This is a genomic window from Clostridium autoethanogenum DSM 10061, from assembly GCF_001484725.1.
Taxonomy (GTDB): Bacteria; Bacillota; Clostridia; order Clostridiales; family Clostridiaceae; genus Clostridium_B; species Clostridium_B ljungdahlii.
The window spans coordinates 655,462-674,810 of the sequence record NZ_CP012395.1; the positions used below are offsets into that span (position 1 = coordinate 655,462).

Genomic DNA, 19,349 nt, shown 5'->3' on the forward strand with positions numbered 1-19,349 from the left:
AAACTTAATTTTCAAACAGTATTTCGCCTCCCTGCTATGCATTTTTATCTAACAAAATATAATCTTTTAATATAACCGCCTTTATCTTATCATAACTTATATCTTCAGAAAGTTTCTCTTTTATAGGTTTTAATTTTGATATTCCTATCTTTTTCGTAACTTTTAAAATTTGATTTTCTTCTTCATCTGTAAATATTCCACCAAAATTTATATTTAAATCTAAAACACCCTTTTCTTCTGCATACTTTGTTATATGTGAAAGTACCGTAGATACAGTAATTTGCCTGTCTTTTGCTATTTGTTCAAGGTCTTTGTGCTCTTTAATCATCTCTGCCGTTATTTCATGAGTTTTTAGTTTTAAATTTTTGTCGCTTTTCGCATTTTTGTCGTTTTTTAACTCATTTTTAAAAATCCACTGTGGTTTAATTTTTCTTTCATCCAGGTAGTTTTTTATAGCTTCTAAAAATCTTTCACCATATTTTTTTAATTTTAATTGACCTACACCAGATACATCCATCATCTGCTCAAAATTTATAGGACACCTGCTGCTAAGTTCCTTTAACGTAGTATCCGGGAATATCAAATAAGGAGGTATGGATTCCTCTCCTGCTATTTCCCTCCTTAAAACTCTCAAAATTTCAAATAGATCATTATTTAAAGTAATCTTTTTAGCCTTAACAATTTCCTTTAAGGTTACTTTTTCTTCTCCCTTTAGAACCTTTATGGATCTAGGATTCAATATCACAGTAGGATATTCTCCTTCTTTTAATGAAATGTACCCATGAGCTATAAGTGTATTTATGAAATTTGAAAGTTCTTCCTTTGAATAATTTTTCATTATTCCATGAGTAGACAACTTATCAAATCCGTACTGAATCACTTTTCTCTGTGAGGAACCTCTAAGTACATCTACTATCATATTTACTCCAAATTCTCTTTTCATTCTATATATACAGGAAAGTACTTTTTGGCAATCTATAGTTTTATCTACATATTCTCCTTCACTTACACAATTGCTGCAATTCCCACATTCTTCATAATCCACTTGTTCTCCAAAATAATTTAATATATACTTTCGTAAACATCCATTGTAATGTACAAAATCTATCATTTGTTGAAGTTTTTTATATTCATTTAATCTTCTTTCAGGAGATTGAATACTTGTTTCAATAAGATACTTTTGGGTAATAACATCCTGGGGAGCAAACATTAAAATGCAGTCGCTTTTCTCTCCATCACGACCAGCCCTGCCTATTTCTTGGTAATAGCTTTCTATGTTCTTAGGCATATTGTAATGAATAACATATCTTACATTTGACTTATCGATACCCATTCCAAATGCATTTGTCGCAACTATTACATTTACTCTGTCATATACGAAATCCTCTTGATTATTTTTTCTCTCTTTATCAGAAAGACCTGCATGATATCTAGCAACAGCTATATTATTTTCTTTAAGCCTTTCATATATGCTATCCACTTCTTTTCTAGTAGCTGCATATACTATGCCAGATTGTTCTTCATTAGTTTTTATGTATTTTAGCATATACCCTAATCTATTTCCAATTTTCAAACATCCAATTTTCAAATTTTCTCTATCAAAACCAGATATGAAAACCTCAGGTTTATTCAGCTTTATTTGATTTACAATATCTTCTCTAACCTCTTTAGTAGCCGTAGCTGTAAAAGCTGTAACTACGGGTCTTTTAGAAAAGCTTTCTATAAATTTCCATATATATGTATAGCTAGTTCTAAAATCATGTCCCCACTGGGAAACACAATGTGCTTCATCTACTGCTATTTGAGATACTTCTATGCTTTTTATAATCTGGCAGAATTCAGAAGACTCCAACCTTTCCGGTGCTACATACAGCATTTTTATATTTCCTGCAATTAAGCTTTCACATATATGCAAAATATCCTGGTGTGAAATAGAACTGTTTATATAAGCTGCCCCTATACCTAAATCCTTTATGTTATCTACTTGATCTTTCATAAGTGAAATAAGTGGAGATATTACAACTGTTACCCCCTTAAATAACACTGCTGGTATCTGATAACATATGGATTTACCTCCTCCAGTGGGCATTACAGCTAGCGTATCCTTCCCCTTTAGTATACTTTCAATTACCTTTCCTTGATCCTTCCTAAAGTCACTATACCCATAATATTTATGTAGAATTTCCAAAGCACTACTAAGCAATGATTTCACCCCTGTAACATAATCTATTTTTATTATAGCATAGAGATATTATAATATCCTGATTTGCACTTTTAAAAAATAAGCATCCTTCCTCACTACAACTGCACTGTACTTGTAATTAGTAACTATATGTTCTATAGAATCATAGTATTTTTTATCTATAGAGTATACAACCTGTTGATTTTTATCTATCAGACTGTAGGCACCCTGTTCCTTCTTTATATATAAATTATCCCACTCTTCAATTTCTACTGCACTTTTAGGGATATCAAATAGTATACCCCTTGATTTCAATATTTGCAAAAGATAGGAATAAACTTCATCATAGGATTTTTCCTTTGCAATAAGTTTCTCCTTAATAGCTGAAAGTTTATCTAATTTTTCTTCTTCCTTCTTTAATTGAATCTCTAATTTTTCTTTTTTTGTTCCTAAATCTTGAACTCTATTTTGTTTATTTTCAGTATAGTTTTTTATAAATTTATGCAGCATATTCTCATTTTCATTCACAAATATTCCTCTTTTCACACTTGTTAATATATAGCTGTTGCACTGTAAATCATAATTATATAAAATTATTATAGAGGTGTCTAAAATGGATAAAGTATATACCTTAATATTAAAGTATATAAAAAAAATTAAAAAGTCAATTATTTTTGGTATGCAAAATTTGAATTTGTTTTTTGATAAGAAAAAAACTATTGATACTGCATATAAACCTATGTTAGATGAAAAATTGAAGGAAGTAAAAGATTTAAAGGATAAATTAAATGTCATGCAAAATAATAATGCCTCTTTCGAAAAACAAATCAAACATTTAAGAGGCTCTATGATGAAAAAAGAAAAACTTATAAAAAATCTCCAGGACATTATATCCCAAAGGCAAAATTAATACTTGTATTCTATTATATCAAAATAAAGGAGAGACATACTTCCCTCCTTTATTTTAACAACCTTGGTATACCTTGCTATAAAAACTTATCCATTAACAAATAAATTTTGTTTAAAAGATCTTCCACAGAATGACGTCTGCTTCTTCCACATACTTTTGCATTTTCACCGCATAAAAGACATTTTCTCTCACTTACACCTAAGTCTGTCCTACTAATCTGCTTTCCAGCTTTAGTGAATACATCAAAATCAAATATTCTTCCAAGCTCATGGTTTTCTTCAATAGATACAGTAATTTTTTTTACACTAATCGCATCTGCATCTACATTTAAAAATGCCTCATCACCGGCAGCAGAACTATTTAACATTTTGTGAAGTATATCTATATTATTCTCTTTTAACTCTTCTTCCAGCAAGCAAATCCCCTTTTTATGAAGCTTAGCAAAGGATTCATTATTTTTTTCTGCTCCTGGTATATTTAATGTAAATGAAATTAGTGTGGTTTTAAATATATTCAATAATTCTTTTTGAATTTGTGCCCTTTTTTCTTTAGCTTTAAGTATTTCATCAAGGATATTGCTTGCATTTTTCATAATTATTACCTCACTATTTTACTTGCTTTATAACATCGATACTAATACATATTTAAAAGTTTTACAATCGTTTTTTTAATTATTTAAGTATTTATAGAATTTTAATACCATTTATACTTTAATTTCTAATGTAACATTCTCATTAAGAATATAGCCCATGTAACTGTAGCAGCTCCACCAAGTCTTGTTGCTACCTGTGCAAATGGCATAAGTTCAAGACGGTTTCCTGCAGTAAGTATTGCTACATCACCTGTACCACCCTGTCCACTGTTACATGAAGTTACCATAGCAGACTCTACTGGATTCATATTAAGCATTTTACCTACAAAGAATTCTACTACAACAACAGTAAGTACAGTACAGAATATAGTAACTAAACAAGCTGGATTTGTTATAACTGCTACAAGATTTTTCCATGGTGTCATAGCAACACCAACACCAAGCAATAATGGTACGGTTATACCTGTTACTGTAAATCTAAAAATAGCATGTCCGCCTTCTTCTATACTTTTGGGAATAATACCAAGTGCTTTTGATATTACAGCAGCAAGTAACATAACTATAGGAGCAGGAAGTCCAATTACAGAATTTATGTATACCCCAAATAGATAAAGTGTTAAAGCTAATATTCCAGCAACAATCATAGTAGAAAGTTCAACTGGTCCATCTTTCTTCTTCTTAGCATATTTTAATATATCATCATCGTCTGATTTAAGTAATTGTCCATTACCTGATAATTCAGGTCTCACCTCACCTATATTAATAATGGTATAAGCAATACTAATTGCTGTTGATAGCCATCCCAAAAGCATTACCTTTAACATATGAGATGTTTTAAAATAAATTGGACGGTTACCCAGTGAAGTGGTGAACTAAAAATTAACTTACTACTTATAAAATACTCTATCTTATATAGCTAATAGTTAATGCATGATGATGAAATAGATAATACTCGTTACCACAGCAGTTCCAACGCACACAGGCAATCCAACAAAGAATTCCTTGGAAAACATTGAATCTCGTTCTTTTTCCGGTGTAAATCCAAGTACCATAGCGCCTCCTGCAGAAAATGGAGAAATACCAGTAGCTAGTCCACCAATCGTCATGCATGTATACAGTAAAATAGGATTTAAGCCTGTAATATGTGAAACGGAAGCAATAATAGGGAAAAGCGCTGGGGCAACAACACCGACAAAGCTACCACCAAACATATTCAAGATTGCTGCCACAAGGCATAGTGCAATTGGCACTAAGAATACTGGGATACTGGTACCAACCCAGTTTGCAAGGAGTTTCACAGTTCCGGCTTTTACGGCAACTGCCACCAACATTCCCATGCCGGAAATCATAATCAATGTGTTCCAAGGCACTTTTGCAATGACACTTTTTTCATCACCGAGATGGAGAACAAAGGCTATAACGGTAAAGATAATTGCAATAAGTCCCACATCTACGCTTGAATTAATGAATGTAATAGAACCACTTGAAGGAACAACCAAGTGCAGTATTGGAGGTATAAGCAATATAATTACAAATATAAAAATTAGGATAAGATTTGTTTTTTGTTTTTTGTCAAATGGCTTAGATTTTTGTATGTCCATTGTTTCTAGTATTTCAATATTGCCACCTGATGCTTGTTTCCTTTTCTTGTTGGACAAATGCATCAATAGCATAATGATTAAACAAGTCATTACCAAATATACTACAAAAATACTGACAGAAGCAACAAACGCTAAATTACTTGAAAAACCCTCGCTTGTAATCAGATTCCTGTAAATAACACCGCTTAGACCAATCATAAAATTGGAACCAACCTGTCCACCACAATCAGCACACAAAGCACCTACGAGAGGATTGATTTTAATCTTTTTACAAGCAATAAGAGCTATAGGAGCCATAATAACCATTACAGTATAATAGCCTGCGCCAAGTGCGGCTATCAATACAGAAATAAAGAAAATAGCAATGGGGAACACCAGTGGAGCTGAACGGAAGCGATACAAAAGATTCCCCGCAAGCGTTCCCAATGTTCCATTTACGATAGCAAAACTAAAGAACAGTGAAATAGCCAAAATGACAAAGAAAATTGACATCGGCCACAATGCAATAACTTTTGAAGGAGATATCTTTAATATAAAACATCCGATTATGTAAGCAAAAGAAATGGCTAGCAATCCGATATTGATCTTTGCTTTACGTCCAATTACAATTGACAATACTAAAGCTATACCTATAATTAAGCTAATCATTGATTACACCCACTTTCACTGCAACTATACATTTAAAGATTTCTATTTTGTACATAATACCACTCCTAATTAAAAATATATTTGTTTTAATTTGTATCATACTTGTACTACATTGGTATTTTTTTCTGTTAAAATGTTTTTATGAGACATATATTTCACTCCTGTTGTTAAAATTGTTGTAGTAAGTAATTTATACAACAAAAGTGAGGTTTGTCTCTATTTTTCTTATAATTTTTTCAATTGTAAATATATGTTATGAAATTTTCTCAACTATAGAAATATAATTAAACCTATTTTTATATAAAAGTATTGCTAATAAATCGGTTACTGTTAATGTTTACATTATTCTTAAAAAAAATTCAATATGGTCCAGTATAATACTTTTTCAATCAGATTGGATCTAAAATCCAACCTGATTTTTACATATTATAAATATATACTTAGGCTAAATTATTTTACCTGTTTGATAACATCGATAATAGTACCATCTCTGTATTCAACTACACCAACAATCTTGTCACCATATTCAATTGCCTTAGGTTTTCCTGTAATTTCTTCTGCCTTTTCTCTTAACTCTTCTATAGTACATACTGGAAGCTTTGCTTTCTTAAATTTTTCAAGTAAATCTTTTCTAAGAGGATTTACTGCTATTCCCCTGTCTGTAACTACTACATCTACTGTTTCTCCTGGAGTTATTACAGTATTTACTTTCTTCACAACAGTAGGTATTCTACCTCTAATAAGCGGACAAACTATCATAGAAAGTTTTGCTCCTGCTGCAGTATCACAGTGTCCTCCTGATGCTCCCCTAATTACTCCATCTGAACCTGTAATTACATTGACGTTAAAGTCTGTATCTACTTCCAGTGCACTTAATATAACTATATCCAATTTATTAGAAATACATCCATTATTATGTGGATTAGCATATAGGGATGAACTTATTTCATAGTGATCTGGATTTTCTCCTATGGATTTTGCTGCTATTAAGTCAAAGCTCTGTACATCACAGATTTTTGAAATAAGACCCTCTTTTTGCATTTCTACAAACTGGCCTGTAATTCCACCTAATGCAAAGCTGGCTTTAATATCTTTTTCGATCATCTTTTCCCTTAAAAATCTTGCTACTGCAAGGGATGCTCCACCGGAACCACTCTGGATTGAAAATCCTGGTACAAAATATCCTGAAGCTTCAATTGCTTCTGCTGCATACTGTGCAATCAAAAGTTCTCTTGGGTTCTTTGTATATCTTGTTGCACCGGATGCTATTCCCTTAGGATCTCCAATTGCATCTACCTTAACTACATAATCTACATTGTTTTGTTCTATACTTGCAGGTACATTTGGATATGGTACCAAATTGTCTGTAATAAGTACTACTTTATCTGCATATTCTGCGTCTATTTTAGCGTATCCTAGTGAACCACAAAAGGATTTTCCTGTATATCCATTGGCATTTCCATAGTCGTCACAGCTAGGTGCACCTAAAAATGCCACGTCTATTTTTAAATCTCCTGCTTCTATAGCTCTCGCTCTTCCACCATGGGAACGTATTATAATAGGTGTATCTAAAATTCCATTTGATATAGCTTCTGCAAGTGGTCCTCTAACACCACTAGTTATGATTTTAGTAACAACACCATTTTTTATGTGTTCAATTACTGGTTCATGGACACTGCTTAAAGAACTTGGTGCTAAAGTTAAGTTTTTTATTCCCATTTCAGCTATGACGTCCAGCACCATGTTTAATATGTAATCTCCTGCTCTAAAGTGGTGGTGAAATGATATTGTCATACCATCCTTTAATCCTGTCTTTATTACAGCTTCTTTTATACTCTCAAGCAATTTACTTTTTCCAGGTTTTATACTGGATATTTTTCTTGCAAATTTTTTCTTTGTTGGTTTAAAATCAAATGGTCCACCATAAGGTATCAGCTTTCCAATTCCTTCTATGTAATCTGGTATTTCTCTTCCTATTTTATTCTTAGTCAATGTCTTCTCCTCCTTCACTTACGCATATACCTGAAGCTTCTGCTAACATCAAAGCTCTCTGTGCACGTTCTATAATAGGTTTATCTACCATTTTTCCATTTAGTGAAACTACTCCAGATCCTTTTTCTGCAGCATCTTTTGCAGCTCTTATAACACGAACGGATTTATCTATTTCTTTTTGTGAAGGTGTATATATCTTATGGACAGGAGCAATTTGTCTTGGGTTTATTACGGACTTTCCGTCAAATCCTAACTGCTTTATAAGCTTTACTTCATTTATAAATCCTTCTTCATTGTTTACATCAGAAAATACTGTGTCAAAGGCATATATTCCTGCTGCTCTGGCAGCTAATAATACATGGCTTCTTCCTGCAAGAAGTTCTATTCCATCTAAAGAACGGGTTGTCTTTAAATTAGTAACATAGTCTTCTGCCCCTATTGCTATTCCCATAAGTCTCTTGCTTGCTGTAGCTATTTCATAGGCATTCATAACTCCTATAGCACTTTCAACAGCTGCCATAATTTTTGTCTTTCCAACAGGTATTCCTGATTGTTTTTCAATTCTTTCTATTTCCTTTTCTACATCTATAACATCTTGTGCACATTCTGTCTTTGGAAGTCTTATAACATCAGGTTGTGCCCTTACTATTGCCTCTAAATCTTCCATTCCAAAAGGTGTATCAAGTCCATTTATTCTTACTACTGTTTCTGTGCCTTCATAATCTATGGATTTTAGTGCATTGTATACTAAGAATCTAGCTGTATCCTTTTCATTTAGGGATACTGAATCTTCTAAATCAAACATTAGAGAATCTGCTCCATATATATGTGCATCCTTAACCATTCCTGGATTGTTTCCCGGTACATACATCATTGTTCTTCTTAACTTGTACATTACTTTTCCACCTCCCAGTTGAATTTTGTTTCTTCTGCTGCCCTCATAACTGCAGCTTGTACCCTTGCTTTTATAACACAATCTAAGGCTCCTTTGTCATTGGCACCTACAATGGCGCTTTTTACATCTAGTTCTTCTAAAGTGTCCATTATAACTTTTTTTATCTTGTCTCCAAATTGTTTTTCCACGGAACTTTTTAACTTTATAGCCACCTCATTCTCCGGATTAGGCTGTACTGATATTATAATATCGCTGGACTCAAATGTTCCTGCTATAGCAGCTTTTTTTATTTCCATAAGTGAACCTCCTATATTAAATCTATTTATTTTGAATTTTATTAATTATCGGTATTGCCTCTTTTGAACACAAAAATCTGTAGGTAGTGTTCGGTACTAGATCTTTTACCTGTGAAAGTTTCTTCTCTTTTATGAGATTTCTTACCTTTGATGCACTAATAGCTTCTTCATTTGTACTAAACCTTGGAATTTCCATAATTTCTACGCCAGAATGGGGAAGCATTTCTTTCATCACATTATTGTAAGTTCTAGTAACATCACAAAAGGGCTCCTTTCCTACATATCTTCTAGTAATACCTAACGCAGGTACTATGTATTTAGTGAAGATTTCTATATCCAGCAACGATTGCAGCCTGGCTACCTCATTCTGCTTTTTTATAAAATAGGATGGAAAAGTTGCACTTGATATTACATAATCTTCACCTTTATGAAATACTACATTGTTTAAATGCTGTACTCCCTTTCTTGCTAGTTCATACCTTATACCAGATGGAAAAACTGATTTGTTCTCCCATACTATAAATACATGAACTACATCGCTTTCTCTAGAAGCCTTTTCAATCAAGTACTTATGACCTAAGGTAAAAGGATTGCAGTTCATGACAAGAGCTGAAACTACTCTTCCATCTAACTTCTTCTTTTTTAACTTTTCTATAAACTTATATATACCTAAAGGATCATTTTCCAGCAAAAGAACTTTGTCCATAACCTTGGCCACTTTATAAAATCCCATATCACTGAACATTTTATAGTTCTTAGGCTTTGTGTAAATAAAAAGGTGGCTGTTTCCACGTCTGTATTCTTCTGCTACCAGTTCAGATATTATTTTGTTCGAGATTCCCATGTTCCTACAGCTGTCATCTACAGCTATACATTTTAAAATTCTATCTTCAAAGGAACCTGTAGCAATTATTTTATCTTCTTCATATATTGCTATTGTGTATTCTACATTTTTATCAAATCTTAATCCCTGTTTTAAAAGGAATTGTTCTACTTCCTGCAGTCTTCTAAAATCTCTTTTATCTATTATTTCTTCTTGTAAACTAAGGTATTCCACTTCAGCCACCTCCCACACTAAGCCAACAACAAATACATCCTTATGCTGTAAATTTATTATTTTTTTGTGCTACATCCATAACTGCTTTGGAAACTGCATCACAAACATTTCTATTAAATACACTTGGTATTATATATTCTTCATTCAATTCATCTTTCTTTACTAAATTTGCAAGACCTTTAGCTGCTGCAATTTTCATTTCATCACATATTTCCTTAGCTCTTACACTTAAAGCTCCCTTAAAAATTCCCGGGAAAACTAAAACATTGTTTATTTGATTTGGAAAATCTGACCTTCCTGTTGCTATAACTTTAGCTCCTGCTTTTTTTGCTTCCTCAGGCATTATTTCAGGTGTTGGGTTGGCTAATGCAAAAATTATACTATCTTTGTTCATACCTTCTACCATTTCACCAGTTACTACATTTCCAGCAGAAACACCTATAAAAACATCTGCATTCTTCATTGCATCTTTTAATGTTCCCTTTGCTAAGCCTCTATTTGTTACCTTTGCTATTTGTTTCTGAGGTTCGTTTAAGCAATTATCTCCTTCGTAAACTATACCGTTTATGTCACAAAGTACTATGTTTTTTACTCCTGCTGAAATCAAAAGCTTAGCTGTTGCAATACCTGAAGCACCAGCACCGTTTATAACAACTTTTATATCACTAATATCTTTATTTACTATTTTCAAAGCATTGTACAGGCCTGCTAACACTGCAATAGCAGTACCATGCTGGTCATCATGATATATTGGTATATCTAATTCTTCTTTTAACTTATCTTCAATATAGAAACATTCAGGTGCTTTTATATCTTCAAGATGTATTCCTCCAAATCCCGGTGCAATGTTTTTAATAGTATTTACTATATCATCAGGATCTGTAGAATCTACACATATTGGTATTGCATTTACATTTGCAAATCTTTTAAGTAACAATGCTTTTCCTTCAACTACAGGAAGTCCTGCTGCTGGTCCTATATTTCCAAGTCCTAGTACTGCAGTTCCATTTGTAACTACAGCTACTGTCTTTCCCTTTATTGTATACTCATATGCCTTTTCTTCATCCTTGGCAATTTCCAGACATGGACCTGCTACACCTGGTGTATAAGCTACTGCCAAATCATCACCGTTTCTCAATGGCATTGTTCCAACGATTTCTATAGTACCGTGTTTTTCTCTATGTAATTTTAAGGATTTTTCTTTTACATTCATAACCATACTTTTTTAGTTAGGCTCAAGAATAAACCTAACCATGCCTCCTTTTTATATTAAACTTATAATAAATGCTAAATTAAATTATTTATAACAATATCCCTTATGGTTTTTAATTTAATCTCTTTCTTAATTCATTAATATAATAGCAAACTTATTTAGTTTTGTCAAAACATTTGTAATAAAACTAAACATTTATTTAAATAAATTCTTGCATTTTTCTTCTTATAATCGTATTCAAGCTTTAAAATAGTCCTATATTCTTATTTTTAGAAATATTTCTTTCAACAAATGTTAAGTATATTAACATTTATAAATATGTGTCTTAACATTAAATTTCAGTATGGAAGTAATAAAATTACTCCTATTTTTATAAAAAATTTATATAAAAATAAATAAGGTAGCTACATAAAATATAAGCTTATGCAGCTACCTTATCACTTACTTCTATAAACTTTTCATATATTCTTCTACTAAATATAAAAACACAGTTACTCCTAATAAATCTGCGCTTCCTCCTGAGCTTACGTTTTTCTCTATGAACCCATTACAGAGATCATTTATTTTTTTTCTTCCTTCACTAGTCCTCATTCCTCCAGCTGAAAGTACTTTCCTAGCTTTTTCTTTAACTTCCTCTAAAACTTCAGGCGAATGCCTGTATATTATAGTTGAATCATCACAAATTTGCATTATTCCAATAAGAGTATGTACCAATCTGTCATTAGTATTTAAATCCGCATTTTCCTTATAAAAGTCCAGGGAAAAATCAAAAACTGTAGGTAATCCCCTCTCTACTTCTCCCCGTACACCTTCTGTCCTATATTTAATAAATAATCTTTCACCATGACTTAAATCTTTTTTATCTTTTAAAGTAAAAAGTTCCTTTGAAACTATGCCCTTTGTCATTTGCTTTATAATACTTCTAATTTCGCTAAATCTCTTTCCCTCATAAATGACCTTTCCTACAGCTGCGCAGGTAACACCCATCAAAAATAGCATTCCCTTATGGGTATTAACTCCCTTTGTCTTAATAAACATATCTTTTTCTGCTTCTATTCCTAAATTTCTAATACTATTAAATAGTTCTTTATAGGATTTATCTGAAAATCCTTCTTGAACAAACATAGTCATATATCTACTTAAAACAGAAGTACTGTCTATAAAAGTAAAAAAGTCCATATCCTTATGAGCACCACAGGATACAGGTGACACCAGGCCAGGACTGGGATAACAAGAAACTTCATAAATCATAGCTTGTACTGCGAAACCTCCAATTATCATAGAAATTTCGTTTATCTGAAACATCTTCTCATTTTTCATATTGTTTTCTCCATATATTATTTTTATTCTATAAAATACGACACATATTTTATCATAGTTACAGGCAAAATGCTATAGAAGATAACTTATATAGAGTTTCTAGATTGAAAGTTAACTTATACAATATCATATAATGACAAATTTCACCACAATAAAAACTTTTGACAAGTCTAAAGCTCGGTATTTTGAAAATCTAAGGATCTTAGCTAAACTCGTGCCTCAGACATATCAAAGCTCCTAAGATTTTCTAAAATACCTCGCTAAGACTTATGGAAAAGTTTTTAAATGTGCTTTCAATTTTGTCATTATATTTTATGTATAAGTTTAAATTTCAATCAGAAACTCTTGTATAGATAGTTAACTCTACAATTAAACTTTACGATCTATATATATGTATTCTAACTTAAAAATCAACTTATACGCAGACATATTTTTACAATAATGAAGTTCTTTTAAATATTTTGTATATAAGTCTTAAGAAAAAATTCGTAAAAACTTAGAGCTTTTGAATTGTCTGAGGTACGAGTTTTCAAAAGTTCTTAGTTTTTTTAGAATTTTTTACTTAGACTTATCAAAATATTTAACGAACTGAAGGTTGTAAAAAATATTCGGAGTATAAGTTGATTTTTTGTTTAGAAAATCTCCTTTTATTTATTGCTATCCAGAATATTTACATAAAGATCTTCTGGTTTTATATCTTTCTTTAGAAGACCTTGTTTTTTTAACCAATCTATATTGTTCTGCCAAACACTTTTATCCTGACTCAAAAAAGGCTCACCATTTGACTCCATCTTAGGAAGAAGTATATTCATACTTTTTTCCTCTACTGATTGTACTAGAGGAAAACTATCTTTTTTCTGGTTGTCCATAAGTATTTTTAAAGCTGCCTTAGGATTTTTCTTAGTATATTCGAATCCCTTTTGAGATGCCTTCATAAACTTTTTAAGCACTTCAGGTTTTTCCTTAAGAGTTTTGTCACTAGTTACAAATACTTCTTCATAATAATTTGGCACTCCATACTTTGCAGGATCAAAGTAATTTACAGGATGTCCTTCATTTTGAAGTACTGGAACCTCATGATTTATAAGTCCTCCCGTAGTTGCATCTACTTTTTTAGTTACCATAGAAGATAATAAATCAAATCCTACATCAACCATTTTAACAGAGTTTGGATCTCCCCCTTCTTTTTTTACCATAGTTTTTACATATTGAACATTTAAAGAATTCCCTGAATAACCTACAGTCTTTCCCTGAAGATCTTTAGGTGAATTTATATTTTTTTCCTTTAAAGCTATTATTACATTAAGCGGTGTATGTACAATAGCTCCTATGGATTTTACAGGAACCCCCTGATTTGCTCTTGCAATTACAATATCCGGTTGATAGTATATTCCAATAGTAGCTTTTCCTGCTGCTGGAAGTGAAAGAGGATCTGTAGTATCTGATGGGAATTTAATGTTTACATTAAGTCCTTCTTCCTTATAGTATCCATTTTTAATAGCAGCATATATAAAACTATGTATTGCATTTGGATACCAATCAAGTACTAAATCCACATTTTCTAACTTGCCATCCTTACCTTTTGATGAATCACTGCTATTTCCACATCCTCCTAATATAACAGCCATCAATAAGAATGCAATTACAAGAGATAAATATTTATTTTTTTTCATACTTCATTCCTCCATTTTACTATTTTATTTTCTAAAACATTTAATATTTCCACTAAAATTAGAGCAGCTAGTGATAATATGACAATAGGTGCAAACACTCCTGCGCCATCCATTTGTGTCATCATTCTCTTACTAAAATATCCAAGACCTGCTTCTGCTCCAAGCCACTCACTTACAGCTGCCCCCACTACACTTAAAGGTACTGCCATTTTAAGTGCAGAAAAAAAGTAAGGAAGTGAAGCTGGAAACTTTAACTTCATAAATATATCTTTTTTACTAGCACCATAGGTAATTAAAAGTTCTTCCATATCTTTTCTTGTAGAACGAAGTCCATCATATACATTTATAGTTATAGGAAAAAATGTTATAAGTACCGTTACAAGTACCTTACTCCATATACCATATCCAAACCAAAGTATGAATATAGGTGCAAGTGCAGTAATTGGAACTGTTTGAGTTACAATTACAATTGGATAGAGAGCCCTTTGTATTCTTTCACTTATATTCATAGCCACAGCAAGCACTACCCCAAGCACTATAGATATTAAAAGTCCCTCAATAGTAATCAAAAGAGTAGCAGGAAGATGTACTAAAAATAAAATATCTTTAAGTTCCCATATTTTTTCTAAAATAGCAGTAGGAGAAGGCAGTATATACATTGCATCTATATACATTGCTAGAGCCTGCCATATTGCAAAAAACAATAGGGCAACTATTATGGATGATCTATACCTTTTCACAGCCTAACCCCCTTTTTTAGTTCATTTATAAGTTCCTCTTTTATCTTTAATATAGGAGGTGTGTCTATCATACTTCTAGTCCTTGGATAGTTGAGAGGCACTTTTATTTCTTTAAATTTTCTTATTGGGCTTTCAGATGTAACAAATATCTTAGTTGATAAAAAAAGAGCTTCTTCTACATCATGGGTTATAAATAATATAGTTTTATCTAAAGCTAGCCATTTATCAATGATCCATTCCTGCATAGAAACTCTTGTTATAGCATCCAATGCACTAAAAGGTTCATCCAAAAGCAGCACTTCTGCTCCCGTAAGTAGAGTTCTTGCAAAAGACGCCCTCTGCCGCATACCTCCTGATAAATCCTTCGGGTATTTATTTTTATATTTTTCAAGTCCAAAATCCTTTAACATTTTTTCTGCTTGAACCTGTGCCTCTTTCAAATTTTCACCTTTAACTTCAAGAGGAAGATATACATTTTGAAGTATAGTTCGCCAGGGTATAAGAAGATCATTTTGCGGCATGTATCCTATGTAACCTTTTAAATCATTTATATTTTTATCTTTTAAAATTATATCTCCTTCAAAAGCCTTTTCCAGCTTACAAATAAGTCTAAGTACAGTACTTTTCCCACATCCGCTAGGACCTACTATACTTATAAATTCCCCTTTGTCCACATTAAAATTGAGATTTTTTATAATGAAATCAGGATCTTCCTCATATTTGAAGCTTACATTTTTAAATTCCAGCATGATTTCACATCCCCTTGTTATAAGCCATGTCCCAGAACATACATTCATACTTGCTTGTATTTATAAATATTTCCTTTAACCTGTTAAATTTCTTTTCCGATATATTTTCCGTCAAATAATCTAACAAATCTATCACCCACTTAGTCTCCTTTTCATAATCACTAGATATATATCCTTTTATCCACTGTCCGTAAAACTCGTTGTCCAGTGACCCCTCTATTTTACTCAACTTTTTACCAATTAAATAATAACTCCACATACAAGCTAAAAGAGAAGTAGTTAAATCCATTAAATCTCCCATTTGAGATACAGACAGCATATAACTTGTATACGAAATATTTTCAATAGAAGCTTTAACATTTTCTATTTCCTCTTTTTTAATACCAATTTTTTTCATATAATGCCTATGAATATTCATTTCTCCATTTAATATATTGTCCACCATCTTTGAGAACCCCTGCATTATACTTTCTTCACTGGCTTTTACCACCCCTAATGCATACACTTTTGCATAATCAAAAAGATATATGTAATCCTGAATCATATAAAATTTGAATCTATCTATTTCTAAGTTTCCCTCTCCTATTCCCTTTACAAATGGATGTTCATAGTAAGAATTCCATATGTCTTTTACGCTTTCGTATAATTTCATAGATGTTTTCATAATAAGTTTCTCCTTTTTCATCTGACATACACATTATTAATTAAAATAAAAGGTACAAACCTCTTAGGAAGTTTGTACCTTTTATTTATCAACTACATAAAAACCTCTTCCTACGCTGGCATTAACCAGATCAGGTATAGGGTCTAAGAATTATATTCTTACTCTCAGCCGGTAACACCAGCCCCCCTGGGATATTAAATCTATTTAATTTTTACATTATATATACAATTTTTATATTACTACAATAACAAAAATTGGTCAACATGCTAAAGAGTCTCAAATTTAAACACATGTTATATTATAGCAAAGTTTAATCCTTTTATCTGATGGCTACCTACTGTAACACTCCCACTTTTATCAAAGTGGGAGATAACAGTAGCTACGCCCCTAGATAATTCATCTAAACTTAGTGGGAGAAACAAAACTCTAAAGAGAAAGCGACTATCATCAAATCAAAGATTTGGAATATCTGCTTGCACACAGCGAAAGCAACTATCACCAAATCAAAGATTTGGGATATCTGCTTTTCCCACTAAGTAAGATTCATTGATACATATCTTTAAAAACAAAAATCCACTTCTGAACGTAAAATAATTAATTTTAACATTCAAGAGTGAATATATAAAATATTAAATATTTTCAAAGTAATACCTAATTATATATGTCATTTATTTAGCATCCATATTGCATAATTTAATATACCTGCAAATGACACCCAAAGTATGTATGGTATCATTAAATAAGCTGCTGTTTTATCAATTTTACTGAACTCAAAAGTCGTCATTAAAATAAATACTAACAAAATCATCAATTCTAGAAAAGCTAAACCATATAACTGAAATCTAAAAAATATAATTGTCCACATAAAATTTAATGCCAATTGAATAACATACAGCACCAGTGCTCTCTTAACATCTTCTCCTTGCTTTCCTCTAATCCATATTCTATATGCAGCTGTACCCATAAGAAAAAATAAAATAATCCACACTATAGGGAATATCCAACCAGGTGGTGAAAACACAGGTTTAACAAGCTGACTGTACATTTCTTGATTAGACATTCCTAAAAAAGCACTAATAGCTCCGACTCCTTCTGCAATTATAATACTTATAATAAGTTTTCCAATATGTTTTTCTCCATTTACCTTAAATATATTACAAAACATAAATTCACCTCCTACTGCTATTATATTTTAAAGAAAAGACTTTTATTCTGAAAAATATAATAGCTATTAAGTGAAAGAATCCTATGTGAAAATGATACTTGTAATCAATTTCAAGTTATTATATAATTAATTAAAAAGCAGAATAGGTGAGGTAAAATGACAGAAGAACAATTAAAATATTTTATAACTGTAGTAGATACTGGCAGTTATATGGAAACTGCCTTAGAGCTAAATATTACTCAATCTTCTGTTAGTAAACAAATACAAGCATTAGAACATGAATTAGGTGTTCAACTCTTTAATCGTAAACATAGACGTGTAAAATTAACAATTGAAGGAAAACGATTATTACCTCAAGCTAGGCACACATTAGACGAGATTTATCGTTTAGAATATATGTCCAAAAAACTACAGCCTGGATATAAAGATAAAATAACAGTACTTTCTTTACCTATTATTGGTAACTTTGATTTGTATATTCCAATGAGTCGCTTTGAATTAGAGAATCCTTCTTTTCTAATCAATTTAGTAGAACTAGAAGAACCACGACTATTTCATAGATTGCAAAATAATAGTTTTGATATAGCACTAACTTATTGGTATGGAGAAAATCTAGCTAATAGTAAAACTCTTTTTATTCCTGCTGCTGAAGATGAAATTGTTTTAGCTGTCCACAAAGATACTCCTTTAGCAAAATTGCATTTTATTTTTCCAGAACAATTAAAAAATTCTTCTCTTATGTTAATGGAACCCTATACATGTATATCTAACTTATGTATGGCTTTCTTTGATGAACATGATATTGCTCCAGATATTATATTTAGAGGAAGACCCGAAACTATTTTGAGTGGTGTAGAAGCTAACTATGGTGCTGCTTTAATAACACGTAAGCTAGCAAGTAATTCATCATTTAATAATGTTGTTTTAATACCATTTTCACCTAGTATTTCAATTACACTAGGTGCATTTATTAATAAACATAGTCAAAAGAATCCTAAGATTAACGAACTAGTCAATATGTTAATAGCTAAAATGGCAAATGACAAAAATAAATCTTAGAAGTTCTCTATAACATAAAATCCTGTTTTTCTACTTGATACATATTATTAATCATATCTAAATTTCTAAATTGGAGTTTACACAAATAATCCATACATAATCTAAAATTTAATTGTACTCCATATAAGCATTCTATAACATCAAGTTTATAGATCAAAAAATAACAAATGAACTTGCTGCTACTTTATTCAAGTCCAATATGAATTCCACTCAATGGTCCTCTTTATTTTATTTCATCACAAATCATTTTACATGAATTACCTGTATAATACAGCTAATAAAAATATGAGCTATAAATTAATATTTATCTGATGGCTACCTACTGTAATACTCCCACGCACTCTGTGAAAGCGATTATCACCAAATTAAAGATTTGGGATATCTGATTGCACACAGCGAAAGCGACTATCACCAAATCAAAGATTTGGGATATCTGATTTTCCCACTAAGTAAGATTCATTGATAAACAATTCGAAAACGAAATAAAGCCAATTATTCATTTTTGGAATAAGCAATCAGCTTTTTTTGAATTGGAAAGCCAACATATAAGGTGGTATCTTAAAATTAGATAATTAATTTATTCACAAAATATG

18 protein-coding genes and 1 riboswitch are annotated in these 19,349 nt (G+C 31.5%); of the genes, 2 read left to right on the forward strand and 16 right to left on the reverse strand.

Annotated elements, in window-relative coordinates:
* Window positions 1-34: 34 nt before the first annotated feature.
* Both recQ and CLAU_RS02800 read right to left on the reverse strand, forming a co-directional pair.
* Window positions 35-2,203, reverse strand: coding sequence for a DNA helicase RecQ (gene recQ, locus CLAU_RS02795; protein ID WP_029169951.1), 2,169 nt, complete (start codon window positions 2,201-2,203; stop codon window positions 35-37).
* A 48-nt stretch (window positions 2,204-2,251) separates the two neighbouring features.
* Window positions 2,252-2,710, reverse strand: coding sequence for a hypothetical protein (locus tag CLAU_RS02800; protein ID WP_013239175.1), 459 nt, complete (start codon window positions 2,708-2,710; stop codon window positions 2,252-2,254).
* 85 nt (window positions 2,711-2,795) lie between these two features.
* Between CLAU_RS02800 and CLAU_RS02805 the strand changes: the two genes are divergently transcribed.
* Window positions 2,796-3,092 carry a hypothetical protein gene (locus CLAU_RS02805; protein ID WP_013239176.1) on the forward strand — a complete coding sequence of 99 codons (297 nt, stop codon included), beginning with the start codon at window positions 2,796-2,798 and terminating at the stop codon, window positions 3,090-3,092.
* Window positions 3,093-3,168: 76 nt separating this feature from the next.
* On the opposite strand, the gene citX is transcribed toward CLAU_RS02805, so the two are convergent.
* From citX to CLAU_RS02875, 14 genes are all read right to left on the reverse strand, one after another.
* Window positions 3,169-3,684, reverse strand: coding sequence for a citrate lyase holo-[acyl-carrier protein] synthase (gene citX / locus CLAU_RS02810; RefSeq protein WP_013239177.1), 516 nt, complete (start codon window positions 3,682-3,684; stop codon window positions 3,169-3,171).
* Window positions 3,685-3,809: 125 nt separating this feature from the next.
* Window positions 3,810-4,508 carry a 2-hydroxycarboxylate transporter family protein gene (locus CLAU_RS02815; protein WP_013239178.1) on the reverse strand — a complete coding sequence of 233 codons (699 nt, stop codon included), beginning with the start codon at window positions 4,506-4,508 and terminating at the stop codon, window positions 3,810-3,812.
* A 99-nt stretch (window positions 4,509-4,607) separates the two neighbouring features.
* Window positions 4,608-5,933 carry an SLC13 family permease gene (locus CLAU_RS02820; protein WP_023161890.1) on the reverse strand — a complete coding sequence of 442 codons (1,326 nt, stop codon included), beginning with the start codon at window positions 5,931-5,933 and terminating at the stop codon, window positions 4,608-4,610.
* A gap of 450 nt (window positions 5,934-6,383) precedes the next feature.
* Window positions 6,384-7,925, reverse strand: a complete 1,542-nt coding sequence (gene citF / locus CLAU_RS02825; RefSeq protein ID WP_023161891.1) for a citrate lyase subunit alpha — start codon at window positions 7,923-7,925, stop codon at window positions 6,384-6,386.
* The gene (gene citE / locus CLAU_RS02830; protein ID WP_013239686.1) at window positions 7,918-8,820 is read right to left on the reverse strand and encodes a citrate (pro-3S)-lyase subunit beta; all 903 of its coding nucleotides are present in this window, start codon (window positions 8,818-8,820) and stop codon (window positions 7,918-7,920) included. Before citE ends, citF begins: the two co-directional genes overlap by 8 nt.
* Entirely contained in the window at window positions 8,820-9,116 is a 297-nt protein-coding gene (gene citD / locus CLAU_RS02835) for a citrate lyase acyl carrier protein (RefSeq protein WP_023161892.1), read from the reverse strand. The genes citE and citD overlap by 1 nt, the downstream gene beginning before the upstream one ends.
* Window positions 9,117-9,138: 22 nt before the next feature.
* Window positions 9,139-10,173, reverse strand: coding sequence for a [citrate (pro-3S)-lyase] ligase (gene citC / locus CLAU_RS02840; protein ID WP_023161893.1), 1,035 nt, complete (start codon window positions 10,171-10,173; stop codon window positions 9,139-9,141).
* 40 nt (window positions 10,174-10,213) lie between these two features.
* Window positions 10,214-11,392 carry an NAD(P)-dependent malic enzyme gene (locus tag CLAU_RS02845; RefSeq protein WP_013239184.1) on the reverse strand — a complete coding sequence of 393 codons (1,179 nt, stop codon included), beginning with the start codon at window positions 11,390-11,392 and terminating at the stop codon, window positions 10,214-10,216.
* A 441-nt stretch (window positions 11,393-11,833) separates the two neighbouring features.
* A complete protein-coding gene (gene citG / locus CLAU_RS02850) occupies window positions 11,834-12,706 on the reverse strand; it encodes a triphosphoribosyl-dephospho-CoA synthase CitG (RefSeq protein WP_023161894.1) in 873 nt (290 codons plus the stop codon).
* A 647-nt stretch (window positions 12,707-13,353) separates the two neighbouring features.
* Window positions 13,354-14,379 (reverse strand): ABC transporter substrate-binding protein, encoded by a 1,026-nt coding sequence (locus tag CLAU_RS02855; RefSeq protein ID WP_013239186.1) that lies wholly within the window; start codon window positions 14,377-14,379, stop codon window positions 13,354-13,356.
* A complete protein-coding gene (locus CLAU_RS02860) occupies window positions 14,376-15,119 on the reverse strand; it encodes an ABC transporter permease (RefSeq protein WP_023161895.1) in 744 nt (247 codons plus the stop codon). The genes CLAU_RS02855 and CLAU_RS02860 overlap by 4 nt, the downstream gene beginning before the upstream one ends.
* The gene (locus CLAU_RS02865; RefSeq protein ID WP_013239188.1) at window positions 15,116-15,868 is read right to left on the reverse strand and encodes an ABC transporter ATP-binding protein; all 753 of its coding nucleotides are present in this window, start codon (window positions 15,866-15,868) and stop codon (window positions 15,116-15,118) included. The genes CLAU_RS02860 and CLAU_RS02865 overlap by 4 nt, the downstream gene beginning before the upstream one ends.
* Before the next feature lie 4 nt (window positions 15,869-15,872).
* A complete protein-coding gene (gene tenA / locus CLAU_RS02870; RefSeq protein WP_013239189.1) occupies window positions 15,873-16,532 on the reverse strand; it encodes a thiaminase II in 660 nt (219 codons plus the stop codon).
* A 90-nt stretch (window positions 16,533-16,622) separates the two neighbouring features.
* Window positions 16,623-16,730, reverse strand: a riboswitch (TPP riboswitch).
* A 466-nt stretch (window positions 16,731-17,196) separates the two neighbouring features.
* The gene (locus CLAU_RS02875; protein ID WP_013239190.1) at window positions 17,197-17,697 is read right to left on the reverse strand and encodes a TspO/MBR family protein; all 501 of its coding nucleotides are present in this window, start codon (window positions 17,695-17,697) and stop codon (window positions 17,197-17,199) included.
* A gap of 156 nt (window positions 17,698-17,853) precedes the next feature.
* Between CLAU_RS02875 and CLAU_RS02880 the strand changes: the two genes are divergently transcribed.
* Window positions 17,854-18,756, forward strand: a complete 903-nt coding sequence (locus tag CLAU_RS02880) for a LysR family transcriptional regulator (protein ID WP_023161897.1) — start codon at window positions 17,854-17,856, stop codon at window positions 18,754-18,756.
* Window positions 18,757-19,349 lie beyond the last annotated feature (593 nt).